This window comes from Ezakiella sp. (assembly GCF_034180565.1).
GTDB lineage: Bacteria > Bacillota > Clostridia > Tissierellales > Peptoniphilaceae > Ezakiella.
Genome location: NZ_JAXFOB010000008.1, coordinates 65,660 through 92,196 on the forward strand (window position 1 = coordinate 65,660; position 26,537 = coordinate 92,196).

Annotated in this window: 22 protein-coding genes; 11 read left to right on the forward strand and 11 right to left on the reverse strand. The window is 34.2% G+C overall.

Annotation, left to right across the window (positions count from 1 at the left end; all coding sequences use genetic code 11):
• The first annotated feature begins 1 nt into the window (after position 1).
• The 11 genes from SPI61_RS01440 (at position 2) to SPI61_RS01490 (ending at position 12,483) form a co-directional block, all read left to right on the forward strand.
• Positions 2 to 2,359 carry a DNA translocase FtsK gene (locus SPI61_RS01440; RefSeq protein WP_321136366.1) on the forward strand — a complete coding sequence of 786 codons (2,358 nt, stop codon included), beginning with the start codon at positions 2 to 4 and terminating at the stop codon, positions 2,357 to 2,359.
• Entirely contained in the window at positions 2,349 to 3,671 is a 1,323-nt protein-coding gene (gene rimO / locus SPI61_RS01445; RefSeq protein ID WP_321136367.1) for a 30S ribosomal protein S12 methylthiotransferase RimO, read from the forward strand. Before SPI61_RS01440 ends, rimO begins: the two co-directional genes overlap by 11 nt.
• Before the next feature lies 1 nt (position 3,672).
• The gene (pgsA, locus tag SPI61_RS01450) at positions 3,673 to 4,230 is read left to right on the forward strand and encodes a CDP-diacylglycerol--glycerol-3-phosphate 3-phosphatidyltransferase (RefSeq protein WP_321136368.1); all 558 of its coding nucleotides are present in this window, start codon (positions 3,673 to 3,675) and stop codon (positions 4,228 to 4,230) included.
• Positions 4,211 to 4,708, forward strand: coding sequence for a CinA family protein (locus tag SPI61_RS01455; protein WP_321136369.1), 498 nt, complete (start codon positions 4,211 to 4,213; stop codon positions 4,706 to 4,708). The genes pgsA and SPI61_RS01455 overlap by 20 nt, the downstream gene beginning before the upstream one ends.
• Positions 4,708 to 5,784 carry a recombinase RecA gene (gene recA / locus SPI61_RS01460; RefSeq protein ID WP_321136370.1) on the forward strand — a complete coding sequence of 359 codons (1,077 nt, stop codon included), beginning with the start codon at positions 4,708 to 4,710 and terminating at the stop codon, positions 5,782 to 5,784. Before SPI61_RS01455 ends, recA begins: the two co-directional genes overlap by 1 nt.
• Before the next feature lie 12 nt (positions 5,785 to 5,796).
• Positions 5,797 to 6,771, forward strand: coding sequence for a metallophosphoesterase family protein (locus SPI61_RS01465; RefSeq protein WP_321136371.1), 975 nt, complete (start codon positions 5,797 to 5,799; stop codon positions 6,769 to 6,771).
• Positions 6,755 to 8,224, forward strand: a complete 1,470-nt coding sequence (locus SPI61_RS01470) for an AAA family ATPase (protein WP_321136372.1) — start codon at positions 6,755 to 6,757, stop codon at positions 8,222 to 8,224. The genes SPI61_RS01465 and SPI61_RS01470 overlap by 17 nt, the downstream gene beginning before the upstream one ends.
• On the forward strand, positions 8,214 to 8,456 hold the full coding sequence (locus SPI61_RS01475; protein ID WP_321136373.1) for a hypothetical protein: 243 nt from the start codon (positions 8,214 to 8,216) through the stop codon (positions 8,454 to 8,456). Before SPI61_RS01470 ends, SPI61_RS01475 begins: the two co-directional genes overlap by 11 nt.
• Entirely contained in the window at positions 8,446 to 9,171 is a 726-nt protein-coding gene (locus SPI61_RS01480) for a hypothetical protein (RefSeq protein ID WP_321136374.1), read from the forward strand. The genes SPI61_RS01475 and SPI61_RS01480 overlap by 11 nt, the downstream gene beginning before the upstream one ends.
• A 119-nt stretch (positions 9,172 to 9,290) precedes the next feature.
• A complete protein-coding gene (gene rny, locus SPI61_RS01485; protein ID WP_321136375.1) occupies positions 9,291 to 10,832 on the forward strand; it encodes a ribonuclease Y in 1,542 nt (513 codons plus the stop codon).
• 661 nt (positions 10,833 to 11,493) lie between these two features.
• On the forward strand, positions 11,494 to 12,483 hold the full coding sequence (locus SPI61_RS01490; RefSeq protein WP_321136376.1) for a tyrosine recombinase XerC: 990 nt from the start codon (positions 11,494 to 11,496) through the stop codon (positions 12,481 to 12,483).
• A 63-nt stretch (positions 12,484 to 12,546) separates the two neighbouring features.
• On the opposite strand, the gene SPI61_RS01495 is transcribed toward SPI61_RS01490, so the two are convergent.
• The 11 genes from SPI61_RS01495 to SPI61_RS01545 form a co-directional block, all read right to left on the reverse strand.
• Positions 12,547 to 13,809 (reverse strand): aminotransferase class I/II-fold pyridoxal phosphate-dependent enzyme, encoded by a 1,263-nt coding sequence (locus SPI61_RS01495; protein WP_321136377.1) that lies wholly within the window; start codon positions 13,807 to 13,809, stop codon positions 12,547 to 12,549.
• Complete coding sequence (gene miaA / locus SPI61_RS01500; RefSeq protein WP_321136378.1) at positions 13,793 to 14,737, reverse strand: tRNA (adenosine(37)-N6)-dimethylallyltransferase MiaA; 945 nt, start codon at positions 14,735 to 14,737, stop codon at positions 13,793 to 13,795. Before miaA ends, SPI61_RS01495 begins: the two co-directional genes overlap by 17 nt.
• The gene (gene mutL / locus SPI61_RS01505; protein WP_321136379.1) at positions 14,730 to 16,640 is read right to left on the reverse strand and encodes a DNA mismatch repair endonuclease MutL; all 1,911 of its coding nucleotides are present in this window, start codon (positions 16,638 to 16,640) and stop codon (positions 14,730 to 14,732) included. The genes miaA and mutL overlap by 8 nt, the downstream gene beginning before the upstream one ends.
• 1 nt (position 16,641) lies before the next feature.
• A complete protein-coding gene (gene mutS, locus SPI61_RS01510) occupies positions 16,642 to 19,218 on the reverse strand; it encodes a DNA mismatch repair protein MutS (protein WP_321136380.1) in 2,577 nt (858 codons plus the stop codon).
• Positions 19,218 to 20,528 (reverse strand): tRNA (N6-isopentenyl adenosine(37)-C2)-methylthiotransferase MiaB, encoded by a 1,311-nt coding sequence (miaB, locus tag SPI61_RS01515; protein WP_321136381.1) that lies wholly within the window; start codon positions 20,526 to 20,528, stop codon positions 19,218 to 19,220. The genes mutS and miaB overlap by 1 nt, the downstream gene beginning before the upstream one ends.
• A gap of 71 nt (positions 20,529 to 20,599) precedes the next feature.
• Entirely contained in the window at positions 20,600 to 22,906 is a 2,307-nt protein-coding gene (gene rpsA / locus SPI61_RS01520; protein ID WP_321136382.1) for a 30S ribosomal protein S1, read from the reverse strand.
• The gene (locus SPI61_RS01525; protein WP_321136383.1) at positions 22,906 to 23,472 is read right to left on the reverse strand and encodes a lysophospholipid acyltransferase family protein; all 567 of its coding nucleotides are present in this window, start codon (positions 23,470 to 23,472) and stop codon (positions 22,906 to 22,908) included. The genes rpsA and SPI61_RS01525 overlap by 1 nt, the downstream gene beginning before the upstream one ends.
• Positions 23,473 to 24,117 carry a (d)CMP kinase gene (cmk, locus tag SPI61_RS01530; protein WP_321136384.1) on the reverse strand — a complete coding sequence of 215 codons (645 nt, stop codon included), beginning with the start codon at positions 24,115 to 24,117 and terminating at the stop codon, positions 23,473 to 23,475.
• 1 nt (position 24,118) lies between these two features.
• Positions 24,119 to 24,469 carry a chorismate mutase gene (gene aroH, locus SPI61_RS01535; protein ID WP_321136385.1) on the reverse strand — a complete coding sequence of 117 codons (351 nt, stop codon included), beginning with the start codon at positions 24,467 to 24,469 and terminating at the stop codon, positions 24,119 to 24,121.
• A 1-nt stretch (position 24,470) separates the two neighbouring features.
• A complete protein-coding gene (locus SPI61_RS01540; RefSeq protein WP_321136386.1) occupies positions 24,471 to 25,673 on the reverse strand; it encodes an NAD(P)/FAD-dependent oxidoreductase in 1,203 nt (400 codons plus the stop codon).
• Positions 25,666 to 26,532: a MurR/RpiR family transcriptional regulator gene (locus SPI61_RS01545; protein WP_321136387.1), complete on the reverse strand. Its 867-nt coding sequence runs from the start codon at positions 26,530 to 26,532 to the stop codon at positions 25,666 to 25,668. Before SPI61_RS01545 ends, SPI61_RS01540 begins: the two co-directional genes overlap by 8 nt.
• Positions 26,533 to 26,537 lie beyond the last annotated feature (5 nt).

Genomic DNA, 26,537 nt, shown 5'->3' on the forward strand with positions numbered 1-26,537 from the left:
TATGTCAACAAATAGAAGAAAAAGACCTATAAAAAAGAATAATAAAAATACATTATCAAAAGAGCAAAATCTTATTTATTTGGGTATTTGCCTTTTTTTACTGAGTTTCTTTCTCATTCTATTTATGACATTTGAAAACACCGGAATTGTCGGTAAATTTGTAAGTTCATTTTTGAAGGGACTTTTCGGATGGTACGGAAAAATTCTGCCTTTCACAATAATGCTTATTTCATTTGTGCTTCTTTTTAGAAAACTTCGCGAAAAGAAAAAAACATATATAGTTCATATTTTGATTTTATCGATTCTGTTTATGGTATTTATGGACGGAGTAAGCGTGCCTTTTGATAATTTTAAAGGACACATGAGTAACACTCTTGAAATCGCATCGGAGTTTAAAGGTGGTGGATATATAGGAGCGGTTATTTCGCATCCTATAAGGGCGTTTTTGGGCGATACAGGACTATTTATATTCCTGGCAGTTATACTTTTAGTTGAGCTATTCTCGATGTTTAATCTAAAGAAAGAACAACTCGTCGAAGGGACGGAAGTATGTGTAAATAAAATCGAAGAAAAAATTTCAAACGGGTACACAAAAATTAAAGAAAGACGACCGATTGTTAACCCGGACAGAGCATTGCGCGATAAAACAAAAGATGTCTCAAGAGTAAAGAATGACTTTGAAAAGGATATAACTTTTGAAGATGAAAACGTTTCCGCTGAAGAACCTGAGAGAAAAGCGCCACTTATAAATACTTATAACGAATTTCCCGAAGATGAAAAAGAAACTAAAATCGAAAAAGAAGAACCGCAGGAAAAAGTTGAGGTCCCACTTTTTGAAGAAAAAATTAAAACAAACGAAGATACAGAGGCCGCTCAAATCACAATGATTGACACAAACGCAAACGATGAAGCGATTCAAAAATACGAATTTCCGCCGATTTCTATTTTAAAAAATTCTAAGAAGATTAAAAATATCAATACATCTCTACTCAATGAAAAAGCGAAAATCATCGAAAAGACTTTGGCAAGTTTCGGCATTGACGTCACAGTTGAAAATATAAACAGAGGACCTACGGTAACTGTTTATGAACTCAAGCCCGCTGTTGGAGTTAAGATATCAAGAATTGTAAATCTACAGGACGATTTGTGTCTTGCGCTTGAAAGCCGCGACATCAGAATTGTTGCTCCAATTCCCGGAAAGAGTAGGGTTGGAATTGAAACGCCGAATGACGAAAAAGACGTTTTGTCTTTAAAAGAAATGCTTATGTCCGACGAATACAAAGATTCAAAGGACAAGACTTCAGTTGCTCTTGGAAAAGATATCGAAGGTAAAAATATTATCACAACAATTGCCGATATGCCGCACCTTTTAATTGCAGGTGCAACTGGTTCGGGGAAAAGTGTATGTATAAACTCGATAATTTTGAGTATTTTATATAAAGCGGAGCCGAAAGACGTAAAGCTTCTTTTAATTGACCCGAAAGTTGTTGAACTTTCAGTCTACAACGGCATTCCACATCTTTTGATTCCGGTTGTTACTGATGCAAAAAAAGCAAGCGCCGCACTTCAATGGGCGGTGACCGAAATGGAAAAAAGATATGCGCTTTTTGCTCAAAACAATGCGCGCGACATAAAAGGATATAACGAAAAAGCTGAACTCGACGATTCGATGGAAAAATTGAAACAAATCGTTATTATTATAGACGAACTTGCGGATTTGATGCTTGTCAGCGGAAAAGAAGTTGAAGAAAGCATTTCACGACTTGCTCAAATGGCTAGAGCAGCGGGGATGTATATAATAGTCGCAACGCAAAGGCCGTCTGTCGACGTCATCACCGGGACGATTAAAGCAAATATTCCATCAAGAATTTCATTTGCAGTAAGTTCGCAAGTTGACTCAAGGACAATTCTCGATATGGCGGGCGCCGAAAAGCTTCTAGGAAAAGGTGACATGCTCTTCCTTCACAGGTCTCAATCGAGCCCTGTAAGGCTTCAAGGTCCGTTTGTTTCAGACCATGAAATTGAACAAGTTGTAAAATATATAAAAGAAAACAATTACGAAAATCAGTACAATACAAATATTCAAGATGAAATAAAGTCCGGCGGCGCACAGTCGAGTGTAGACAACGAATTTGAAGACGAACTCTTTGAAGATGCTGCACTTCTTGTCGTCAAGGACAATCAAGGAAGTATTTCGTATTTACAAAGAAAATTAAGAATCGGCTATTCCAGGGCAGCAAGAATTATCGACCAGATGGAAGCGATGGGGATAGTTGGACCGAGTGAAGGAAGCAAGCCTAGAAGTGTGCTTGTTTCTCTAAATGAATTGAATGAGGTGTTACACAAAGATGAAGAATAAAGACAATGTATATTTTTTAACTCTCGGATGTTCGAAAAATGATATAGACACAGAGGTAATGATTTCTATTTTGGATAAGAACTTATACAATGTGGTCGAAAACCCTGAGATTGCAGACATAATTGTTGTGAACACCTGCAGTTTTATTCTTGATGCAAAGACCCAATCAATTGAAACGCTTTTCGAGCTTGCCGAACTGAAAAAGGAAAATCTTAAATTTTTAGTAGTTGCAGGATGTCTCGGTCAAAGATATCCGAATGATTTGCTTGATGAAATTCCGGAGCTTGATGCTATAATCGGAACCGGTGAAATCGAAAAGATAAATCAAATCTTCAGTGATATGAAGAGTGGGAAAAGAGAGGCATATGTTGGAAATATCAATTCCCCATATGTCGAGTATTCAAAGAGAGTCGATTTTAAAACCACGCAATTCGTTAAAATTTCCGAAGGTTGCAACAATCACTGCACATATTGTATTATTCCGGAACTGCGTGGGAAAATGCGCTCTCGTCCTATTGAAAATATTTTGGATGAAGTTCGATATCTTGCGGAAAACGGCACAAAGGAAATCGTTTTAATTGCCCAAAACACAACCGACTATGGAATGGATATATACGGTAAAAAATCGCTTGCAAGATTGCTTAAAGTTTTAAATGAGGTTGAAGAAATCACGTGGATAAGAGTTCTTTATATGTATCCGGAAGGATTTAATGACGAGCTGATAGATGCGATGAAAACTTGCGACAAAGTTTGCAAATACGTAGATATGCCGCTTCAACACATAAACGATGACGTTTTAAAACTTATGGGTAGACGAATAACAAAAGCTGAGACATATAATTTAATTGAAAAGTTGAGATGCGAAATTCCGGATATTATCATAAGAACAACATTAATCGTCGGATTTGTTAATGAGACGGATGAAGCTTTTAATGAACTAAAGGTTTTTATAGAAGATGCAAAACTCGATAAAGTCGGAGTGTTCCAATACAGTTTGGAAGAGGGCACACCTGCATATAAACTTGGAGACAAAGTTTCAGAAGAAGAAAAGGTGAGAAGATGGAATGAGATTATGAAGTTGCAATCCAAAATCTCATTTGAAAAATTGCATTCAAAAATCGGCAACAAATATGAGGCTCTAATTGAAAATAAGGAAGAGGATTCATACATCGGTAGAACTTATATGGATACGCCGGGAATCGATGGTTTAGTTTATATAAAATCAGATAAAATGTTAAATATAGGCGACTTTTATGATATAATAGTAAAAGACAATAACGAATATGACATTTATGCCGAGGAGGTAAATTAACATGAATACGCCTAATAAATTAACCGTTTTAAGAATTTGTCTTGTGCCTGTATTTATAGCTTTATTTTATATTTACAGAGAGACATATATTTCCGGTATAGTTTTTACAATTGCAGCTTTGACAGATACCCTTGACGGTTATCTTGCCAGAAAAAATGATGAAATTACAGTTTTCGGAAAATTTATGGACCCACTTGCGGATAAAATTTTGGTTTTAAGCGCACTCACAATTTTTGTTGAACAATCAATTATTTCCGCTGTCTCAGTTATCATAATTATTTTCAGAGAATTTATTATCAGCGGATTCAGATTGATGACAGCGCAAAACGGTGTAACAATTGCTGCAAACTTTTGGGGAAAACTAAAAACAGTAGTTCAATTAATAGGAATATTGATAGTTTTGTTTTCAAACAATGTGCCGTATTTGAACAATTTCCTAAATATAGGAATTTATACAATTTATGCCAGTGTAGTTTTGGCGGTAATATCTTTAATCGTTTATATTAAAGACAATGTTTCAGTTGTTTTCGGAGGAAACGGTGAAGAAAAACTTATATAATCTTTCAAAAAAAGTTGTCGACTCTGCAATAGAAAGAAATTTGACAATATCCACCGCGGAAAGTTTTACAGGTGGATATATTGCTAAATCTCTCACAGACATTCCCGGATGTTCAAATGTACTTGTTGCGGGACTTGTGACATATATGATAAAGGCGAAAGAAAAATTTTTGGGAGTTAAGGATGAAACCATAAACGCGTACACTGTCGTTTCAAAAGAAGTTGTATGTGAGATGGCGCTTGGCGCCCTAAATACTACAGGCTCAGACATCGCAATCGCAACTACAGGATATGCGGGACCAGGTGACGACCCGGAAACAGGAAAGTTTTTTATTGGAATCGCATTCAGAGAAGGCGGCGATATAAGAACTATTTATAAAGAGTTTTATATTGACAACACAAGGGAATTTATTCGAGAAACCGCCACAAAAATAGCACTGGAAAAAGTATATAAAATAATTAATGGAGGATTAATATAATGAGTGAAAAAGAAAAAGCTTTAGAGAAGGTAATGGAGCAAATAACCAAACAATTCGGTAAGGGTTCGATAATGAAGCTTGGGGACAAAACTTCAATGCAAGTTGCATCTATTCCTACAGGAAGTATCGATCTTGACATAGCTCTTGGAATAGGTGGAATTCCAAAGGGAAGAATTATTGAAGTTTACGGTCCTGAAAGTAGCGGTAAGACAACTGTAAGTTTACACATGATCGCCGAAGTTCAAAAGCTCGGCGGCACTGCTGCATTTATCGACGCAGAACACGCTCTTGACCCTGCATATGCAAAAAATTTGGGAGTTAATGTCGATGAACTTATCATTTCGCAACCGGACTATGGTGAACAAGCTCTTGAAATTACAGAATCGCTTGTAAGAAGTGGTGCTGTTGATATCATTGTAATTGACTCTGTTGCTGCTCTTGTACCTAAAGTCGAGATCGACGGTGAAATGAGCGACCTTCAAGTCGGTGCACACGCAAGACTTATGAGTAAAGCTATGAGAAAATTGACGGGAGCTATTAATATTTCAAAGACAACATGTGTTTTTATTAACCAAGTCAGAGAAAAAGTCGGAGGATACGGAAATCCTGAAGTAACAACAGGCGGTAGAGCTCTTAAATTCTATTCAACTGTAAGACTTGAAATCAGAAGAAAAGAAATTATAAAACAAGGCGATGAAATGATCGGCTCAAAAACCGTTGCAAAGGTTGTAAAAAATAAAGTCGCTCCTCCATTTAAAACTGCTGAATTTGATATTATGTACGGAACAGGAATCTCAAAAGAAGGAGATATTCTTAATGTCGCAGTTAAAAATGATATCATAAAAAAAGCAGGAAGCTGGTTCTCATATAACGGAGAAAATATCGGGCAAGGTGCTGAAAACTCGAAAGCTTGGCTCAGAGAAAATCCTGAAAGCATGTATGAAATAGATTCTAAAATAAGAGAGATTTACAACTTAAGACCTATTCCGAAGGAAAATTATATGAGTCATCTCAACAGAGAAGATGAAGTGATGGACCAAGAAGATGTTGACGTGGCGGAAAGCGAAGAAAAATAGGTCTAATTTAATATGAAATTTTTGTACTTTACAGATACTCACATCAGGGCTAATTCTCCCAGTAAACGAAAAGATAATTATGTAGAGTCTTTATTGGAAAAATTTCAAGAAATTAAAAATATAGGTTCTGATAATGATGTTGATTTTTACGTTCATGGAGGTGATCTCCTTGATAGACCGGACGTTCCGATTCAAACTATAAGACGTTTTGTAAAAATAATGCAATCATTTAAAAGACCTATATTTTTTGTACCCGGCAATCACGATATTTATGCTTACAATGTCGAAAGTTTAAACAGAACTGCATTGCCGCTTCTTGATGACTTTGGACTCCTTTCGATTATGAGTGACACGTCACCTGTTCTTTTCAGTATTGACGATGTGTCCGTTGCTCTCTACTCCGCATCTTACAACGGGGATTTAGATACAGATATTGGAAGAGAAAAATATATAGTTAAAGAAAAGCTTGCAGATTTTGACATTCTTTTTGCTCATGGAATGCTTCTTACAAAGCCGTTTAAAAATATCTCATACACTTTGATTGATGACATTAAACACACAAAGGCGGATTTAACACTTTGCGGTCATTATCACACCGGTTTTTCATGCCAAAAAGTCGATGAAAAGTATTTTTATAATCCCGGCTCTGTGGCAAGAGTCTCCGCAACGGAAATCGAGCTTAAAAGAAAACCGAAAGTCTCTATTGTTACACTCGAGAAGAATAAAGACATCGAGATTGAGGACTTTTATTTAAAATCAGCTAAACCGGGCGAGGAAGTACTCGATAGGGAAGCGATTTTAAGAGATAAGGAAGAAAATCAAAGACTTGAACTTCAGAAATATGAAATTGAGAAAATAGATTTTGATAAGATTATGGATATAAGAGAACTTTTAAACAAAATTGATATAACCGAAAGTCTGGATGAAGAGGTTAGAAACAAAGCCATTGAACTTGTTACGGAGGCGCAAAATGAGCAAATCGAATGATAATAGAAAAATCTCCACAATTATTATCAAAAACTTTCAATCTCACAGGCACACAGTATTAAATCTGGATGAGCATGTAAATGTTATATTGGGTTCTTCAGACGTTGGGAAAACCGCAATTTTGCGTGCGCTTGGATGGGTATTTTTTAATGAACCGCAAGGTACTGCGTTTATAAGAGCAGGTGAAACATCCGCCTCAGTCGAACTGATATACCACGACGGTTATAGCGTTAAAAGAATCCGAAACAAAAAATTTAACGGCTACCATATAAACCATCCGGATTTTGATGAACCGAAAAAACTGTCCGGTTTCGGGAGCTCCGTTCCCGAAGAAATTCAAGAAATTACGGGAGTTAGAAAGTTTGAAATCGCCGACAAAATCGAATCGCCTATAACATATCAAACACAGCTCGAGGGCGCATTTCTCCTTTCGGAATCAAGCATAAAGAAGGCCAAAGCTATCGGTGCAATTTCAAATGTAAATATTATAGACAGAGCGATTCAGATTGCCAACTCAAATATTAAAGACTTTAGAAAGACTATAAATACTTCAGAGGAGAGTTTGAAAACTTCTGAAGAGGAAATAAAAGAATATGATACTCTTGAAGAGAGAAAAGAAAATCTTGAAAAAGTGAAGACATTATATACAGAACTTATTCAAAAAAATAAAATGAATGAAAGTCTGTCGATTTTAAATCAGCGATTGGACAATAATATTGAGCAAATAAAAACTGAAGAAAATACAATTAAAAGCTTGGGATTTGTAGACGAAACGTATAAAACATACTATCAATTAAATTCTCTTTTAGTAAAGGGTGCTGACTATTATAATAAGTTTATGAATCTAAGAAATAATGAAGCTTTATATGAAACAAATATGAAAATTATTCGCAATACAAATTTCTTAGAAGATGCAAATCCAAAGTTCGAAAATGTAGTCGCTTTGATTAGAAGATTTAATCTGCTCACTAATATGAACAGCAATCTTGAAAGGGTAGAGGAGTCGCAAAAGGTTAATGAGAAAATTATAGACGACTCTAAAAATTTAGAGAAGATATATAAGACTACAAAAGACATCGAAAATATTTTAAATAGATTTCAATTATTGCAAAATCTTAATAATAGACTTGTCGCTATAGACAAAACAGTCGACGAAGTGGAAAAGGACATAGAACCATTATTTATCGAAAACTTGTCTAAATATTTAAATTACGTAACAAATCTAGACAATAAATTTAGTACGTATAACGCTCTTTATAACTCACTTTATTCAAAAAATTCAGAAATAAGAAATTCTGAAAATATTATCAATAATTTAGATATTGAAATAAATGAAAAGCTGAATTCTTATCTGGAAGTATTACAAAAGAGCAATATTTGTCCAATGTGCGGTTCGATGATAACCGAAGAACATATAGAAAAAATTAGAAAGGAATACACAAATGAACTATGAAGAAAGGGCAAATCAAATAAAAAAGGAGCTTGATCAGGCATCTCAAAAAAGAGATAGGGCACAGGGAACTCTTGACAGTTTAAAAGCTCAGAAAGAAGAAATCATTAAAGAGATTATAAATGCAGGATCAACTCCTGAAACTATAAAGGCAGACCTCGACAATATCGCAAAAGAAATCGAAGAAAAACTTCAAATTTGCGAACAACTTATAAAAGAAAACAATGCAAATTAATGAAATTAAAGAATTCATCGATGAAACAAATAAGGAGATTATAAGCGACGAAGTAAAAAAAGAGATGCTTGAGAAAAAGATTGAAGAACTCAAGAATAAAATCTCCGATGCAAATGATTCGATCGAACTCTACACACAAACAATTCTTCTTTTAAATCACGCAATTCAATATGCAAGACAACAATCGAAGAATATCATAGAAAATATAGTGACATTATGTCTACGATATGTTTTTAAAACAAATATTCGATTTATTATAAAAGATGAAATGTCTCAAAAATCAACAGGAATGGAGTTCTATGTAACCGACGAATACGGCAACACCGACAATCTTACAAAACCGCAGGATTCGAGAGGCGGGGGAATCGTAGACGTGGTCAGCCTTGGCCTTAGACTTTCTATTTCTGAAATTCTTACAAGAAACGGCATCCTCGGTCCAATAATACTCGATGAGCCGGCTAAATATGTTTCAAAGGAATATATACCGAATGTAGGTTTATATCTTAAGGGTTTCTCCGAAGAATACGACAGGCAAATTATTATGGTTACTCACGACGACTATCTGTCCGCAATAGGAGACTGTTGTTTTGAACTTGAACAAACGGACGGCATTACAAAGGTTGTTAAAACAAAAAACGGTTTAATCGAAGAATCTTCAATTGAAGAAAATGTTAATTCAGATGATGATGAAGACATTGAATTTGAAATTCAATAGTATTTATAAATATTTTGTATAAATTTTATTTAAAAAGCCCATTTTTAAATTGACTTTTAATTAAAAAAGCGTTACAATAGATATAGGACCTAAACAACTAAATAGAAAGGAGAAAATATATGCCAATTGTTTATTATTTTCTGATTTTCATATTTTCCTTAGGTTGCGGTATTTTTGTAGGTTATTTATTGCGAAAAAAAGTTTCCGAAAAAGCTATCGGTTCTGCTGAAGAAGAAGCTCGTAGAATTCTTGAAGAAGCTAGAAAAGATGGGGAAGCGGAAAAGAAAGAATTAATCTTAAATGCTAAAGAAGAAATTCAAAAATCTAAAGATGAACTCGAATTAGAATCTAAAGATAGACGAAGAGAATTCCAAAGTACAGAGAAAAGACTTATAAGTCGCGAAGAAACCCTGGACAGAAAAATTGACAATTTACAAAAAAAGGAAGATAAGCTAAATCAAAAGATTAAAGATATCGAAGATAAAAATTTACGTGCAGATGAATTAGTAAAATCGCAAGAACAAAAACTTGAAGAAATTTCAGGTCTTACACGTGAGGAAGCAAAGAACATTCTTATTGCCGATCTTGATCACGAAATGACACAGGAAACGGCTATCCGTATAAGACAAATGGAAGACAAAATCAAGGATGCAAGCGATGAAACAGCACGCGAAATTCTATCTTCCGTCATTCAAAGAGTCGCATCCGACTATGTTAACGAAACAACAGTCACAGTTGTCGATTTGCCGAATGACGATATGAAAGGAAGAATTATAGGTAGGGAAGGAAGGAACATAAAAGTTTTGGAAAGCCTTACAGGTGTTGATTTAATTATTGACGATACACCGGAAGCCGTTGTGCTCTCGAGTTTTGACCCAATAAGGAGGGAGGTTGCAAGACTTTCTCTTACAAGACTTATTCAGGACGGTAGAATTCAGCCTGCGCGAATCGAAGAAACTGTTGAAAAGGCAAAAGAAGACGTCAACAAGATTATTACCGAGGCCGGCAACAATGCTGTTTTGGAAACAGGATTACACGGTATAAATCCGGAACTTCAAAAGTATTTGGGAAGACTTAAATACAGAACAAGTTACGGACAAAACGTTCTCGACCACTCCGTTGAGGTTTCACACCTTGCAGGGATGATGGCTGAGGAAATCGGAGCCAATGTAAGAGTTGCTAAGATGGGCGGATTGCTCCATGATATCGGAAAAGGTATCGACAGAGAATTCGAAGGAACCCACGTAGAACTTGGCGTAAATCTTGCAAAACGTTATAAAATAAGTAAAGAGGTTATCCACTGTATTGAAGCTCACCACAATGATGTTGAAGCTCAATCTGTCGAAGCATTCCTTGTGCAAGCTGCTGACGCTATAAGCGCTGCAAGACCTGGTGCAAGACGTGAAACTCTCGAAAGTTACATCAAACGTCTCGAAAAGCTAGAAGAAATTGCAAACTCATTTGACGGCATCGAAAAAACATATGCTGTTCAAGCGGGACGCGAAGTAAGAATTCTTGTTAAACCTGAAAAAGTTTCTGACGATGAAATGACGGTTATGGCTCATGACATTGCTAAGAGAATTGAAGAAGAAATGCAATATCCTGGTCAAATAAAAGTTAATGTAATTAAAGAGGTTAGAAAATCTCATTTAGCAAAATAGTGCCCATTGTAGGCACTATTTTTATACATAAAATTTGATTAGATAGAACAAAAGCAATATTTTATTAGAGATTTATCTTTATTTTATGAGTTTAAATTGAAAAAATATATGTTTTTGCCATATTATCATTTATATTTTTTATTAATTTTATAATCTAGAATATGGTTATAAACTAATTTCATGTATTATATTTGATATATGGAGTATTATATTTATTATAGAAGCTAAATATAAATCTTTTTTGTTTATGTATTCTTAAGAAAATTATGCTATTATAGTTTTGATAGGGCAGGTCATATTTAATGATTTTATATAAAGATATAGTATTTTTATTATAAATAAACCCTAAATTTATAAATCCTATTATAATCAGAAATGTTATCTGAAAATTTATATATAAATATAATAATCTGAAATTATAGATACATCTTTTATTATAAATCATATGTGATAAAATTTACTCATAATAAAATTTGCTTTTGTAATAATTAAATTTTGAGATTTATATTTTTCTTATTTTGTCGAAATGCGCAAAATTATAATTGTATTTTTATTATATCTATTCCAATTTTATGCTTGACATTTATTTGGAGTAGGGGTATAATAGAAATATAAAATATGTCACAAAATAACTATTTTGTGACAAAAAGGGGGAATTGATGTGCAAACAGGTCTACCACTGATTTTGACTGACTTTTTGGACTATTTATCGAGTGTTAAGAGTCATAGCAAAAATACCGTTAAAGAATATTCTTATGACTTGGCAAGCTTTTTAAAATTTATTAGACTTAGAAAAGAAAATTTAAAAGACATTCCTTTTGATAATATAAATATTGAATCGATTGATGCCAAATATCTCGAAAGTGTTACGCTTCAGGATATGTATGCCTATATCGCATTTAAAGACAGAGTTGATTCAAATGGCTCTGCGGCAAAATTTAGAAAAGTTGCAAGCATAAGAGCTTTCTATAAATATCTATACGAAAAGATTAAAGTTATTTCCAATAATCCTTCATATGAGCTCGAATATCCTAAGCTTGATAAGCGTCTACCTATATATCTTACTCTAAACGATGCTACAAAGCTTTTAGAGACCGTTGAGACGGAGAAAAAAGTATTTCTCAAAAAAAGAGATTTTGCTATCATGATGGTCTTTTTAAACTGCGGGCTTCGTCTGTCTGAGCTTGTAAGCCTAAATGTTGATTCTATACACGAAGACAACAGCGCATCTGTTGTTGGTAAAGGAAATAAAGAGCGTATAATCTTTTTAAACGATTCGACTATCGCCGCAATAAACGACTATTTGACCGTAAGGCCTGATGAGAGTCTTATAAATGAAAGAGACAAAAACGCACTGTTTTTAAGTCAGCAAAACAATCGTATTTCAAATCGGGCTGTGCAACATATGATTGAAAAACGCGTTAAAGAAGCCGGTTTATCGAGTGATTATACCGTTCATAAACTGAGACACACCGCAGCAACTTTGATGTATAAATATGGCGATGTTGATATTTTAACTTTAAAAGAAGTTTTAGGTCATTCGAATGTCGCAACCACGCAAATCTATACACACCTTGACAATGAAATCATAAAAAAAGCTACTGAAAGCAATCCTCTCAGTAACTTCAATCTGAAAGATGAAGAAAAATAGAAAAGTCGCTTGATTTTTCTGTTCTTCATCTTTTTTTATTTATGATTGTTAAAATAATTTCAATTAATTTTTATCTAGATTTCTAAGTCCAAACATCAGTGCAATCTTTGCATGTTCATATGTTATTCCGCCTTGATAATATGCGGCATATGGCTCTCTTATCGGCGCGTCACAGCTTATCTCTATGCTTGAACCTTCGACAAATCCGGGTGCCGCCATTATAACTTGGTCTTCATATCCCGGCATATCCCAAGCTGTAGGAATTGCATATGAATCCACAGCACCGGCTTGTTGAATTCCGATTGTAAATTGTTTAAGCGCTTCTTTGTCTTCAAATATAATTGTTTGTACAATATCGCTTTTCGAAAATGTTTCATCCGGAATTATTTTATAGCCTCTATCTTTCATTACCTGTGCGATAAGATATGCGCCCTTCATCGCTTGTCCGACCACGTGTGGTGCGAGGAAAAGACCTTGAAGGGTAAATCTGGTTGTTCCGAAAGTAAGCCCTACTTCCTTCCCTATTCCAGGCGCTGTCAAATTGTTTGCAGCGCATTCAATCAAATCTTTTTTACCAACCAAGTATCCGCCTGAAAAAGCGATTCCTGCTCCAGGATTTTTAATTAAGCTGCCGGCCATCAAATCTGCTCCGACGTCTGTAGGCTCATCATATTCGGTAAATTCTCCATAACAGTTGTCTACAAAAATAATAACGTCTTTCTTGTGAGCTTTTACGCAATCAATTACTTCTCCTATTTCCTCTATATTAAAAGCTCTTCTTAGAGAATAACCTGTGGATCTTTGTATGGCAACAACTTTTGTTTTGTCGTTTATTGCATCCAATATAGCTTTTTTATCAAATTGATTATTTTCATCGAGCGGTACATATTTTACACTTACACCCTTTGATTTTAGATTATTTTTTTCATTTCCCACATATCCCAAAGATTTTTGCATAGTATCGTATGGAATGCCTGAGATATATAATAGTTCATCGCCCGCATTTAAAACAGAATCAAGTCCAAGATATATAGCATGTGTCCCTGACGCAATAGACGGTCTTACAAGCGCATCTTCAGTGTTAAACACTGTTTTGTATATCGTTTCGGTTTTATCTCTTCCCGGGTCCGCATATCCATAACCTGTCGGCCAGAAAAAGTCGCCCGAACCTAGATTTGCATCTTGCATTGCCATCAATACCTTTTGTTGATTGTGAAAAACTATTTTATCAACTTCCGTAAATTGAGTTTTTATTTTAGTTTCTGCAAGCTCAATTTCGTCAACAATATCTTTATCAATATTATAAAAATTATAAAAATCCCTCAATTTTTTCCTCTCTTTCAATGAATTTCACTACTTGTGAAACATTTTCAAATTCATTTACATCTATCATTTTTACATTTGAATCGTTTCGAAACCATGTCAATTGTCTTTTAGCGTAGTTTCTTGAAAATTGTTTGAGCTTTTCAATGGCAAAATCATAGTCCCACTCACCTTCAAGATATTTTATGATTTCTTTATAACCGATTGCCTGCATGGATTGATTTTCTTTTGTTATTCCATTACTCATAAGTTGTTTGACCTCGTCAACCAAACCATCCGCAAGCATTATATCGACTCTATTATTTATTCTTTCATACAATAAATCTCTTTGCATTTCCAGTGCATAATAGCTGAAAGTTATATCCTCATTAATTTTTCTTATGGTATTAAAAGTATCTGAGAATTTATTCCCGGTACAAATAAAATACTCTATCGCTCTGATATTTCTTTTTGTATCGTTTATATTTATTCTATCAAAAGATTTTTTATCGATATGAAAAAGTGCATCTCTCAAATATTCTATGCTCTTTTCCTCGAAAATTTCGTATAATTTGTTCCTAACATCATCATCTTGGCTGTTGTCGTCAAGATTCATATCATAAATCAGTGAATTTATATAAAAACCTGTGCCACCGCAAACAATCGGAATTTTATTTTCTGCATTTAAGTTATTTATTATCTTAAATGCATCTTCTCTATATTCCTTAACGCTGTAGTTTTCGTAAGGCTCCTTAATATCAATAAGGTGATGTTTAATCCCCTGCATCTCTTCATCTGTCACTTTCGCACTTCCGATATCGCATCCTCTGTATATTTGAATCGAGTCTGCCGAAATAATCTCGGTATTTAGTGCTTTTGCAAGTTCAATAGATGTGCTTGTCTTGCCGACAGCCGTAGGTCCGGCAATGATAATTATGTGCGGTTTACTCATGTAAAATCCCCTCAATGAATCTATCTTCATCGACAATTGTGAAGATGTTTTTACCTTGCGGAGATGTTAAAGGATTCTCCGAATTTAATACATCAAGTAAAATCCCTTTGATTTCATTTACATTTACAAGTTTTGAGCTGTTTGATGCAATTTTACTCAAGCTTGAAATGAGCGACTTCTCAGTGATATTTTTATGACTCTTGCCCCCTTCAATTGTATAGACCAAATCATCGAAATTGCTTTTAATAAATTTATCACTTATAAGCGACGGAACACCGCGAAGCACAACTGTATTCTCGCCCATAATCGAGATGTCAAAACCCAGTTTAGATAAAATCTCAATATTTTCTTCAATTTTTTCCAAAGTGCCGCGGTCATAGTTGTAAACAAACGGCTCAAGAACTGTTTGCGTTCCAACAGATTTATTTGTGTAGTCAGAATTTATTTTATCATACAACGATCTCTCAATTGCGTTTTTTATATTAACGACAATCATGCAATTCTTCGGTTTGTTCTCAATCAAAAAATAATTATTAAAAACTATGCCAAGCGGAATATTAAAATTCCACATTCCATCAATTGGAAGCAGAGCTTCAATACTCGTCTCTGTCTTTTTTATAACTTCCTCTTTTTTAACAACAATATTTGGAATTTCAAATTGAAAATCGGAATCTATAATATCATCTGAGTTAGATTCATTTTCAAATTCATAATCATATCCGTCGTCAGCGGCAGTCTTAACTTCATCATAATCCATATTTAAGCTGCTTTTTATGTTTTGAGGTGAATTTTTAACTGTATCTTCGACTTCCACAAATTTTTGAACATCTGTAGAATTGTCTTCATCACTAAATTCTTCCTCATCTTCTACGGTAAAAGAAATACTCTCTTCAGTGGATGCACTGACAACGTCTTTATTTGATTTCAAAGCTTCATAAATTGAACTTTCAACCAAATATTTAACCTTGTCAAAATCATTAAACTTAACGAACTTTTTCGAAGGATGAATGTTGACATCAACTGAATCTTTTGGAACTGTAAGAAAAATAAAATAAACAGGCCTTCTATTTTTTGGAATTACACCATAATAAATCCCCTCTATTAATTTCTCAAGTTCTCTATTCTCCGTGATTCTTCCGTTTACAAACAAGAGAGACTTGTTTTTCCCTACATTTGAATTGTCGCTGTTTCCAATAAGACCATAGATTTTATAATCATCAAATGTTTTATCGAGCTCTATTGTCTTTGTTGCGGTGTTTAAATCATATACTTCCAAAATAGTCGTTTTAAGATTGCCCGAACCGCTTGTATTAATCACAATTCTGCCATTTGAAATAAGCCTGAAAGATGTACTGTAATAAGCGACTGCCATGGTTTCTATAAGAGCTATAATTTGATTTTCTTCAGTTCTATCCGACGCAAGAAAGTCGCGTCTTACCGGCATATTTTTAAAAAGATTTGAAGACTCAATAGTAGTCCCGTAGTTTGTTACAGCCTCCCCTTTTGAAACAAATTCACCGAAAGAATATTTGATATTAAGACCCAAATTTTCTTCGTGTGTCTTGGTTGTAAGAGAAACTTCAGAAACATTTTGAATAGAATTTAATGCCTCCCCCCTGAAACCTCTTGTATCAAGTGAAAACAAATCTTCGAAGTTTGTAATTTTTGAAGTGAAATGCTTCTTAAACACATCAGGTAAATCCTCATCAAAAATTCCCGAGCCGTTGTCGGTAACTCTTATATAGTCTTTTCCCCCTCTTTTGATTTCAACTACAATATCCGTTGCGCCGGCGTCGATGGAGTTCTCAACCAATTCTTTAATGATTGAAACAGGTCGATTTATAATTTCGCCCGCAGCAATATTTTCAATTGTTTTATTGTCGAGTTTAATAATTTTTTTCATATTATTCCTTCGCTTTTTTAATAATATTATTTATTTCCATCATTGCATCAATCGGTGTCATCGAATTTATATCAAGACTCAAAATATAGTCTCTAAGTGAATTGTCAACCGCAGCCGGTTCTTCCTCATAGCTGTTGTTTAAGAAATCGACCTGTTTTCCGTTTCTATAATTTATTTCCGCATCCTTCTGGAATTTCCGTGCTTTTGAAATAACTTCATCCGGCAGTCCTGCAAGTTTTGCAACATGAATACCATAACTCTTTGACGTTATGCCCGGTGTGACTTTTCTCAAAAACATTATGTCATTTCCCTCTTCTTTAATTTTAAGCGTAAGATTAAAAATGATATTTGAAAGCGCTTCCAGATTGGACAATTCCTGATAGTGCGTTGAAAATAAAGTGAAAGCTTTAACTCTATCGGTTATATATAAAACGACCGCTTTCGCAATTGCCATTCCGTCAAACGTGCTCGTTCCTCTGCCGACTTCATCCAAAATTATAAGTGAATTTTTTGTAGCATTTTTTAATATATAACTAACTTCGCTCATTTCAACCATAAATGTCGACTTTCCGGAGTAAAGTGAGTCGCTTGCGCCAATTCTAGTAAATATTTTATCCACAACACTCAAATCACCTGAATCCGCAGGAATAAACGAGCCTATTTGTGCCATTATCTGTATAATCGCAACCATTCTCATATATGTGGACTTACCGCTCATATTAGGTCCCGTTATTATCGCAACTCTGTCGAGCATATTTAAATTCACATCATTCGGAATAAACTCTTCCAAATTGTTCATCATTTCAATAACCGGATGTCTTGCGTTAACAAGCTCAATTTTCGACTCGGTGTTGAATTTCGGTCTAACATACCTGTTTTCTCTTGCAACGGTACTAAGAGCAATATAAACGTCAATTTCCGCAAGGTCAAATGCAAGTTTCTTCAAAGATGGAATGAACTCCATAAATGAATCCAACATCTCGAAATATATGGTTTTTTCAAGTGCAAGCGCAATGCTTGAGGAGTTTAATACATTGTATTCAATCTCCCTAAGCTTTTTTGTCTTATATCGTTCTGCATTCTTTAAAGTCTGAGTTCTTTCAAACTCATCAGAAACCTTGTCCGTTTGTCCCTTCGAAACCTCGATATAATATCCGGCAAGTTTATTGTATTTTATCCTTAAAGTTTTTATATCAGTCTTTGCTCTAAGCTCATTTTCGTAATTTATAAGTTTGTCGGTAATTTCGGTCCTGTCGTCTCTTATTTCGTCGAGTTCGCTGTTGTATCCGTGTCTAATGACATACCCGTCATTTATTGACATAGACGGTTCATCAGCTATTGCATCTTTAAGTTTTGTATAAATCTCTTTGTGTTCATCCAGGTCCGAGAGCCTTTTCATAGACTCTGAGCCGAGAGCCGAGATTTCATCTTTAATAAGCGGAATGATTCGAAGCGTCTCTTTTAGATTCAACAAATCTTGTGGTGAAGCGGATTTTTCAGAAATCTTTGACACAATTCTTTCTATATCGAAAGTATTTGATAATAAATTTTTAATAGTTTCCGCTTCAATGGGATTGTTGTAAAAAACTTCCACGACATTTTGTCTATACGATATCTCGCGAATATCTTTTAACGGTCTTTCAATAATAGCCTTGAGTCTTCTTGCACCTTTAGAAGTTATAGTCTTGTCCAAAATCGAAAGTAGACTCCCCTTCTTCGTGTTGTCGGTAATATTTTTTGAAAGCTCAAGATTTCTTATAGCGCTCTCGTCGAGCTCAAGATATTTTGAAATGTCATACGAAATAATATTGTCTATATGTTTTAAATTTACATTTTTATTTTCAAATAAATATTTAAATAAATTTAAAATTGACAATTTTAAATTGCCGGCATTTTTGTGCACACTATAATCTATTCCTGTAAATTCGGAAATCTTTTCTTTAATTTCCTCAAAATTTGGAACTTCATTTTTAAGAACTGTATAATAACCGAGCTCTTTGAATTTTGAATATAACTTAACGTCATTTACAATAATTTCTTTCGGATGAATTCTCATTATTTCATCATAAATACTCTTAAAAGAATCAAACACAAAATCATTCGAAACATAAAGCTCCCCGGTCGAAATATCAGCATATGCAATCGAAATATTATCGTCGACATAAATCGAAGCCAAAAAATTGTTGTCGTCATCAGATAAATACTCCGTATCTATTATAGTGCCCGGAGTATAAATTTTTATTATACCTCTTTCGACAAGCGCCTTCCCTTGTCCGGGCTCTTCCAATTGCTCGCAAATTGCGACCTTGTAATTGTTTTCTATTAACTTTTTTACATAAGTAAGCGATGCGTGATGCGGCACTCCACACATCGGCGCTCTCTCCTCAAGACCGCAGTCCCTTCCGGTGAGAGCAAGCCCCAAAACTCTCGAAGCTTCTATTGCATCGTCAAAAAACATTTCATAAAAATCACCGATTCTATACATCAAAATAGAATCCAATGCCTGATCTTTTATGGATGCATATTGCCTCATCATCGGCGTTAACTTTTCTTTGTCTATGCTTTCAAATAAACTCATTAAACCATCCGTCCAAAACTTGTAAAAGTGTTAATCTTCTCTATTTCTACCTCAACAATTTTTCCGATATCTTCCCTGTCCCCATCAAAAACGACAAGGCGTCCATAAGGATTTCTACCCTCGAGAGTGTGCTCTCTCTCATTGTATGATTCAACCAAAATCTCATATCGATTTCCAATTGTACCTTCATGATTTTCGAGCTGAATACTATTCATCAAATCGGTCAATCTATTGAATCTATCTTTAACAATGTTCTCATCTATTTCTTTTAGCTTTGCAGCAGGTGTGTTTGGCCTTGGGCTGAAAATAAATGTAAATGCACTGTCGTATCTAACCTTTTTTACAATATCCAAAGTCTTTTCAAAATCTTCTTCCGTCTCCGTCGGATATCCAACAATAATGTCTGTCGATAGCGAAATATCAGGTCTAATCTTTTTCACCTTGTCTACAATATACATATATTTTTCAGTGTCATAGTGCCTGTTCATATCTTTTAAAACCTTGTCCGAGCCTGACTGAATCGGAAGATGGAGTTGGGGCATAAGCTTGTCAAGTTTTCCATACAGCTCCAAAAAATCATCCGTTATATCTCTCGGATGCGGAGTCATAAATCTTATTCTCTTTAAATCTCTAATCTTATTAAGCTCTATAAGAAGCTCAGTAAAACTTCTTCTAGGCGTCAAAGTTTTGCCATACGAATTTACATTTTGTCCAAGAAGCATAACTTCTTTCACACCGTCTTGAACCAAAAACTTAACCTCATCAACTATATCTTCCACAGTCCTTGAAGTCTCTCTACCTCTTGTATAAGGCACAATGCAATATGTGCAAAAATTATTGCATCCATAAGTAATATTTACAAATGACTTATATTTAAAAGGTCTGACTGCATCAAAAGTTTTATCGGTATATTCATTTTTTTCTAGAACTTCAACAATTCTTTCTCCGGTTTTGAGATGTTTTTCAAGTAAATTTCTAAAATTATCTATATTATTTGTTCCGAATATAATTTTTACATTTTTAAATTTAGCTAATATTTCATTTCGAATTTCTTCAGATTGCATCATGCAACCGCAAATACAAATTATTTTGTCATAATACTTTTCGTTGCCCTTGAGCCACCCTAAATTTCCGTATACTTTATTTTCTGCATTTTTTCTAATTGCACATGTATTAAAAATAATAATTTTTGCATCATCAACTTCATCCGTCGGCTCATATCCCATATCTTCCAAATCATATTTTAAAATTTCAGAATCATGCTCGTTCATCTGACAGCCGTATGTTTTTATAATATACTTTTCTTTCAATGTAAATCACCCTTAAATAAGAATAAAGCTGCCAAAAAGGCAGCTATTCATTTTATTAAATTCGTTAAAATTTATTCTTCGCTATTTTCTGTAGCTTCGCCTTCTGATGCGTTGTCATCTAAATTTAAAGCCATCTTTTTTAATTCTCCAAGAATTTCGCTATCAATCAATGGATTGTCGATAGGATTTGTATCAACCTTTTCTTCTTTTCTATTGTCATCAAATGACTTTCTAGGTGCTCTTTCTCTTCTTGGTTTTCTTTCGCGTTTTTCTTCTTCAGGTTCGGTTAAAGCACGGATGCTCAATGAAATCTTTTGATTATCTTTGATGTCTGTAATCTTTGCTTCAACTTCTTGTCCCATGTTCAAGATATCAGAAGGTTTTTCAATGTGTTCTCTGCAAATTTGTGAAATATGGATAAGTCCATCAATTCCTTCGGCTAATCTTACGAAAGCACCAAATTCCGGCATAGAAACAACTGTTCCTTTTACTACATCTCCGACTTTGTTATTCTTCTTGAATACTTCCCATGGATCTTCGGTTGTTTGTTTTAGTCCTAATGAAATACGATTCTTTTCTCTATCAAATCCTAATACTAAAACTTCAACTTCATCGCCTACGCTCAAAACTTCTTTTGGATCTCTTACTCTGTTCCAAGCTAAATCAGTTATGTGAATTAATCCGTCAACGCCTCCGAGGTCTACGAAAGCACCGAAGTTAGTCAAGCGCATAACTTTGCCCTTTCTTAATTGACCTTCTTCAACACCTGACCAAAATTCATCTTGTTCTTTTTGAATTCTAGCTTTTTCCAATTCTCTTCTTGAAACAACGCAACGTCTCTTAGATTTATCAAAATCTATAATTTCAACTTTTACAGTCTCACCAACAAGACTTGATAAATCTCTTCTAAATCTATCAAAAGAATGGCTTGCAGGCATAAATGCACGCGCACCCTTATACTCAACGATTAATCCGCCTTTTGTTTGTTCTTTTACAAAAACTTCAATCGGCTCTTTTGCTTCAAACTTTTCCTCTAACTCATTCCAAGCTTGAACATCTTTGATTCTTCTTAGACTCAAAACTACATTGCCTTCACCGTCATCGACTTTAACAATGTAAACATCGATTTCGTCTCCAGCCTTGTATTCTGTTCTTGGATCGGTTAGATCTGTTGGTAGTTCATCTCTGTCAATAATTCCGTCAGATCTATAGTTAATATTAACCATAATTTGACTTTCAGTTACGTAAAGTACAGTGCCTGGGACAATTTGTCCTCTTTTGATACGTGTGAATGTATCATCAATCTTTGCCATCATTTCGGCGTGGTCTTGTTCGTTGACTGCATTGTTAGACGCATTTTCTGTTGTTTCGGTTGAAACTTTTTCGTTTTCGTTAATCATAGTTGACTCTCCTTTTTCATTGTGGTTAAAAGAATCTGTTACTGTGTCTTTAGATGGAATATTTGCATCTGTTTTATTAGATTCATGATTCTCTATTGGGTCATTTTTTGCAACTATCTTATCCGAAGCTACATTGTTCTCACCGAGATCAATACTATCTTTGTTATTAATGTCGTTTAACACTCTAACAGCCTCCTTAATAATCCAGTCCGGAGTAGATGCCCCGGCTGAGATTCCAATACTATTATACATTGAAATCGAAGATAAATCAAGCGAAAAAACATCATTTGCAAAATAATATGGAAAATTTTTTTCTTTTAAAATATTGCAAAGCTCCTTCGTGTTGTTTGAGTTCTCGGAGCCTAATATTATAATAGCTTCAACTTCATCCATCAACTCTATCAAACTTTTACGTCTTTTAGAAGATGCTCCACATATTGAATTAAAAACTTTAACTTTGTTTCCGAATTTGTCACAAATCACCTTAGTTAATAAATCAGCTTTATCATAATTTAAAGTCGTCTGCATTGTAACAAAATATAAATCCTCTTTTAAGCTTTCAATTTGTTCCGGTGAATCTATTACAATACAATTCTTCACCTGAGATTTTGTAGCAATAACTTCCGGATGATTCGGATCTCCAAAAATAATATTTGTGTAGCCTTCCTCTTCTTTTTCAATCATTTTATTATAAATATTTAATAAAATAGGACAAGTTGTGTCAATAAGTTCATATCTTTTCGATAATTCTTCTTTTTCTTCTTTTATTGTGCCATGGCTTCGCAAAATAATCTTATCGCAACTGCAATTTTCTTCAAAATCTTTTATTCCATGTTCATACAAATTATTTTGAACATCTTGATTGTGAACAAGTTGTCCAATGATTGCAGTTTTTGAAGATGCATTTGATACTGCAAGCTCATATGCTCTTTTTACACCAAAACAAAAGCCAAGTTCTTTGGCTACAACTACTTTCATTATCCAAGCTCCTTAATGTGTCTGATTATTTCTCTACTCCAAGCGTCATAATTTTCTTTTTGAGATAAACTTTCATCTAATTTCGGCTCAAGTTCTTCTCCAAAATAAATATCCACTTTAGAAAATATCCTATAAGTCGAAACAATCTTTACAGGCAAAACATTTGAATTGGCTTTAAACGCAATTAAAGCAACACCACTTTTTACATCGCTCTCACGAAGCTCTTCAAGTCTTGTCCCCTGCGGAAAAATCCCTAAAACTTCGTCATTTTCCAAAACTTCTATACATTTTTTAATAGTTGCTAGACTCGGCTTTTCCCTGTCGACAGGTATAACATCTTGCGAATATAAAATTTTTGCTAATAATTTGTTATTAAATAGCTCTTTCTTTGCCAAAAAATGTATGTGACGTGGTGAAAATAAATACAAAAAAACCGAGTCCCAATTTGATTTGTGATTTGGACAAATTATAACTCTTCCTTCTGATGGAATTCTATCCATATCGTGAAGTTCTATTCTAAAAAATATTTTAACAAAAGTTCTAACAATCCAAACTATAACTTTCATTTAATCAAGACCCCTAATTATTCTTGTGATTTTTTGAAGCGATTCCTTTACAGAATCGTTTGTAGTATCAATTATAATTGCATTCTCCGGAATACAAAGAGGACTGTACTCTCTGTTCTTGTCCCTATCATCCCTGATTTTTAAATCTTCTCGCACCTCGGAAACCACAATGTCAGATTCCGGATTCTTTCTTTTTATTTGAAGAATTCTTCGCGCTGCTCTTTTCTGTATATCTGCTTCTATATAAAACTTAAAATCCGCATTAGGCAAAACACTACTTCCAATGTCTCTTCCGTCAACTACAACTGACGTATTGGCGGCAATTTCCTTAATAATATTGTCTACATAATTTCTTACAAAAGGATAAGTTGCAATTTTGCTGCTAAGTTCCGTCACATCAACAGTTCTGATTTCGGATTTAAGCCTCTTCCCGTCAAGCATAACTCCGTTTTTCGAATAACTGATGTTTATATCTTCTAAACTTTTTTCATAATTATCAGAGGTAACTCCGTTCGTAATAAAATAATATGCGATAGCTCTGTAAATAGAGCCGGAGTCGATGTGTGTAAAATTCATAACTTTTGCAAGTCTTTTTGCCAATGTGCTTTTACCTGAACCGGAAGGTCCATCAAGTGTTATAATCATATTATTTATCCTCCTTATAATCCGGCCGTAGTCCGACAGCTCTCTTTAAATATACATGTTTCGGAACAGCGTTTATTTCAGCATGTATTATAAATCTTATACAATGTTTAAGCGAACCTTCTACATCCATCTCCTGCATCGAAAGAATCGGAACATCTATATTTGCCGCCCTGATTCCCGGACCCGGATATGCCGCCCTTATATCTTTTGTGCATGTCGTTATAATTGAAATAATATCTTTTTCATTGAGAGAATTTCTTTTTACAATTTTCTCAATCAACTCTTTTGACGCACTTAAAACTTCTTCTTCAGTGTCGTTTTCAATTGTTGTGGCTCCTCTTATAGCTATCATTTCAACCCTCCAAATATAAATAAGCTTTATATGCCGTACTGAATGCAATTTGCAAATTATACCCACCGGTGTTTGCGGCTACGTCCAATAGTTCACCAATAACAAACAAATTATCCACAAGTTTTGACTCCATTGTTTTTGGATTTATCTCCGAAACCTTAACACCACCATCGGTTATTATCGCCTCATTTATCGGTCTTCTCGCGGTCACATTAAACTTCATATTCTTAATAACATTCGAAAGCCTTTGTCTTTCTTCTTTAGTTATAATATTTGAGTTTTTTCCCATGTCTATATTTGAAAGTTCAAGAATCGGCTCAACCATATTAGAAAGCAAAAGATGGTTTAAAGAGTTTTTAATCATTTTCGTGCTTGCTTCGTCCAAATCTCTTTGAATGCGATTTTGTAGCTTTTCATCGCTAAGTGCCGGTTTAAGATCTAAACTTAAAACATCTCCTTTTTTTACAAAAGGACTTAGGCGAAGAATTGTTGGACCACTCAGTCCATAATGCGTGAATAAAGCCTCCCCAAACTCTGATTTTATCACTTTTCTCTTTCGAATCAATTTAAATTCAATATTTTTTAAAGAAATACCCATAAGCTTTTCTTTAAACTTTGAGTCCGTCTCAACTCCGACAAGCGCCGGTTTCGGCTCGATTATTGTGTGACCGAACGATTTTAAAAATTCATATCCATCACCTGTTGAACCGGTTGTAGGATAACTCAATCCACCAGTTGCAACCACAAGATTCTCACAAGTATATTTTTCCTTATCCGTTAATATTATAAACTTTTCCCCGAATTTTTCAATTTTTTTCACGCATTTGTTAAATTTAAAAATACATTCGTTGTTTTTATAAAGGCAATCGGTCACATCTCTTGCTCTATCACTTATAGGAAAAATTCTTCCTCCCCTTTCGACTTTTGTTTTTAAATTTCTATCGTTGAAAAAATCAACAGTCATTTTGTTGTCAAAATCACTTATAGCCGAATAAACAAATTTTTCATTTGTAAAAATCTCTAAAAAAATATCCTCCTTAGAGCAATTATTTGTGATATTGCATCTACCTTTCCCGGTAATATTTAACTTTTTACCTGGATATGGATTTTTTTCTAAAACAAGAGTATTTCTGTTATTTAAAAGAGCCGACAAAAAAAGTCCTGCCGCTCCTGCACCAATTATAATATTTTTATAATCATTCATTTTCTTTACTGCTTTCAAATATATTATATGTTTTCCAAATAAGCTCCATATTTGTGAGTGAATTTATAGTTTTTTGCTTGTTCTTTAAACTCAAATCGATAATTATAGAATTTATTACAGCCATCGGAACAACAAGCGAGTCCACAAAAAATAAAATATTATTTTGCACTATAAGATTTATATCAGAAAATTTTACAAGTGGATTGTTCTCACTATCTGTCAGCAAAATAAGTTTTGCTCCTTTTGAACTTACATATTTAAAAATATCGTTCAAAGCTCTTGTATATCTTGGAAAACTTATTGTAAAGACAATATCATTTTCCTCTATATCAACCAATTCCTCAATGATAGTAGTTTCTTTTTCTCCCAAAAGGAACACATTCTTTTTTATAAGACTTAAATAAAAATTAAAATAAGAAGCAAGATAATGAGACGTCCGGCAACCTAATATAAAAATCCTGTTTGCATTGTTTAACTCGTTCGAAACACGGTTTATCTCTTCATTTGTTATATGCTCTCTTACTTTTCGCAGTGCTGCAATCTCCTCGTCAATTGAAATTAAATTTCCATCAACTTTTCTTTCTTCGTTATTTAACGAAAGCCTTTCAATCGAAGTCCTTGTACTCTTTATATATTCATTTATTAAAAGAACCAGCTCCGGATATCCTGTAAGTCCAATAGTTTGCGCAAATCGCACAACGGTAGATTCACTGATGTTTAGCATTTTTGAAAGATGCTTCCCTGTCATATCAAGTGGAATGTCTGAAGAATTTAGAAGAAAATCAGCTATTCTTCTTTGCATTCTACTCAATTTCGAATAATGAATATCTATTATTTTTTCTAAATTGTTATTTTCCATGTTCC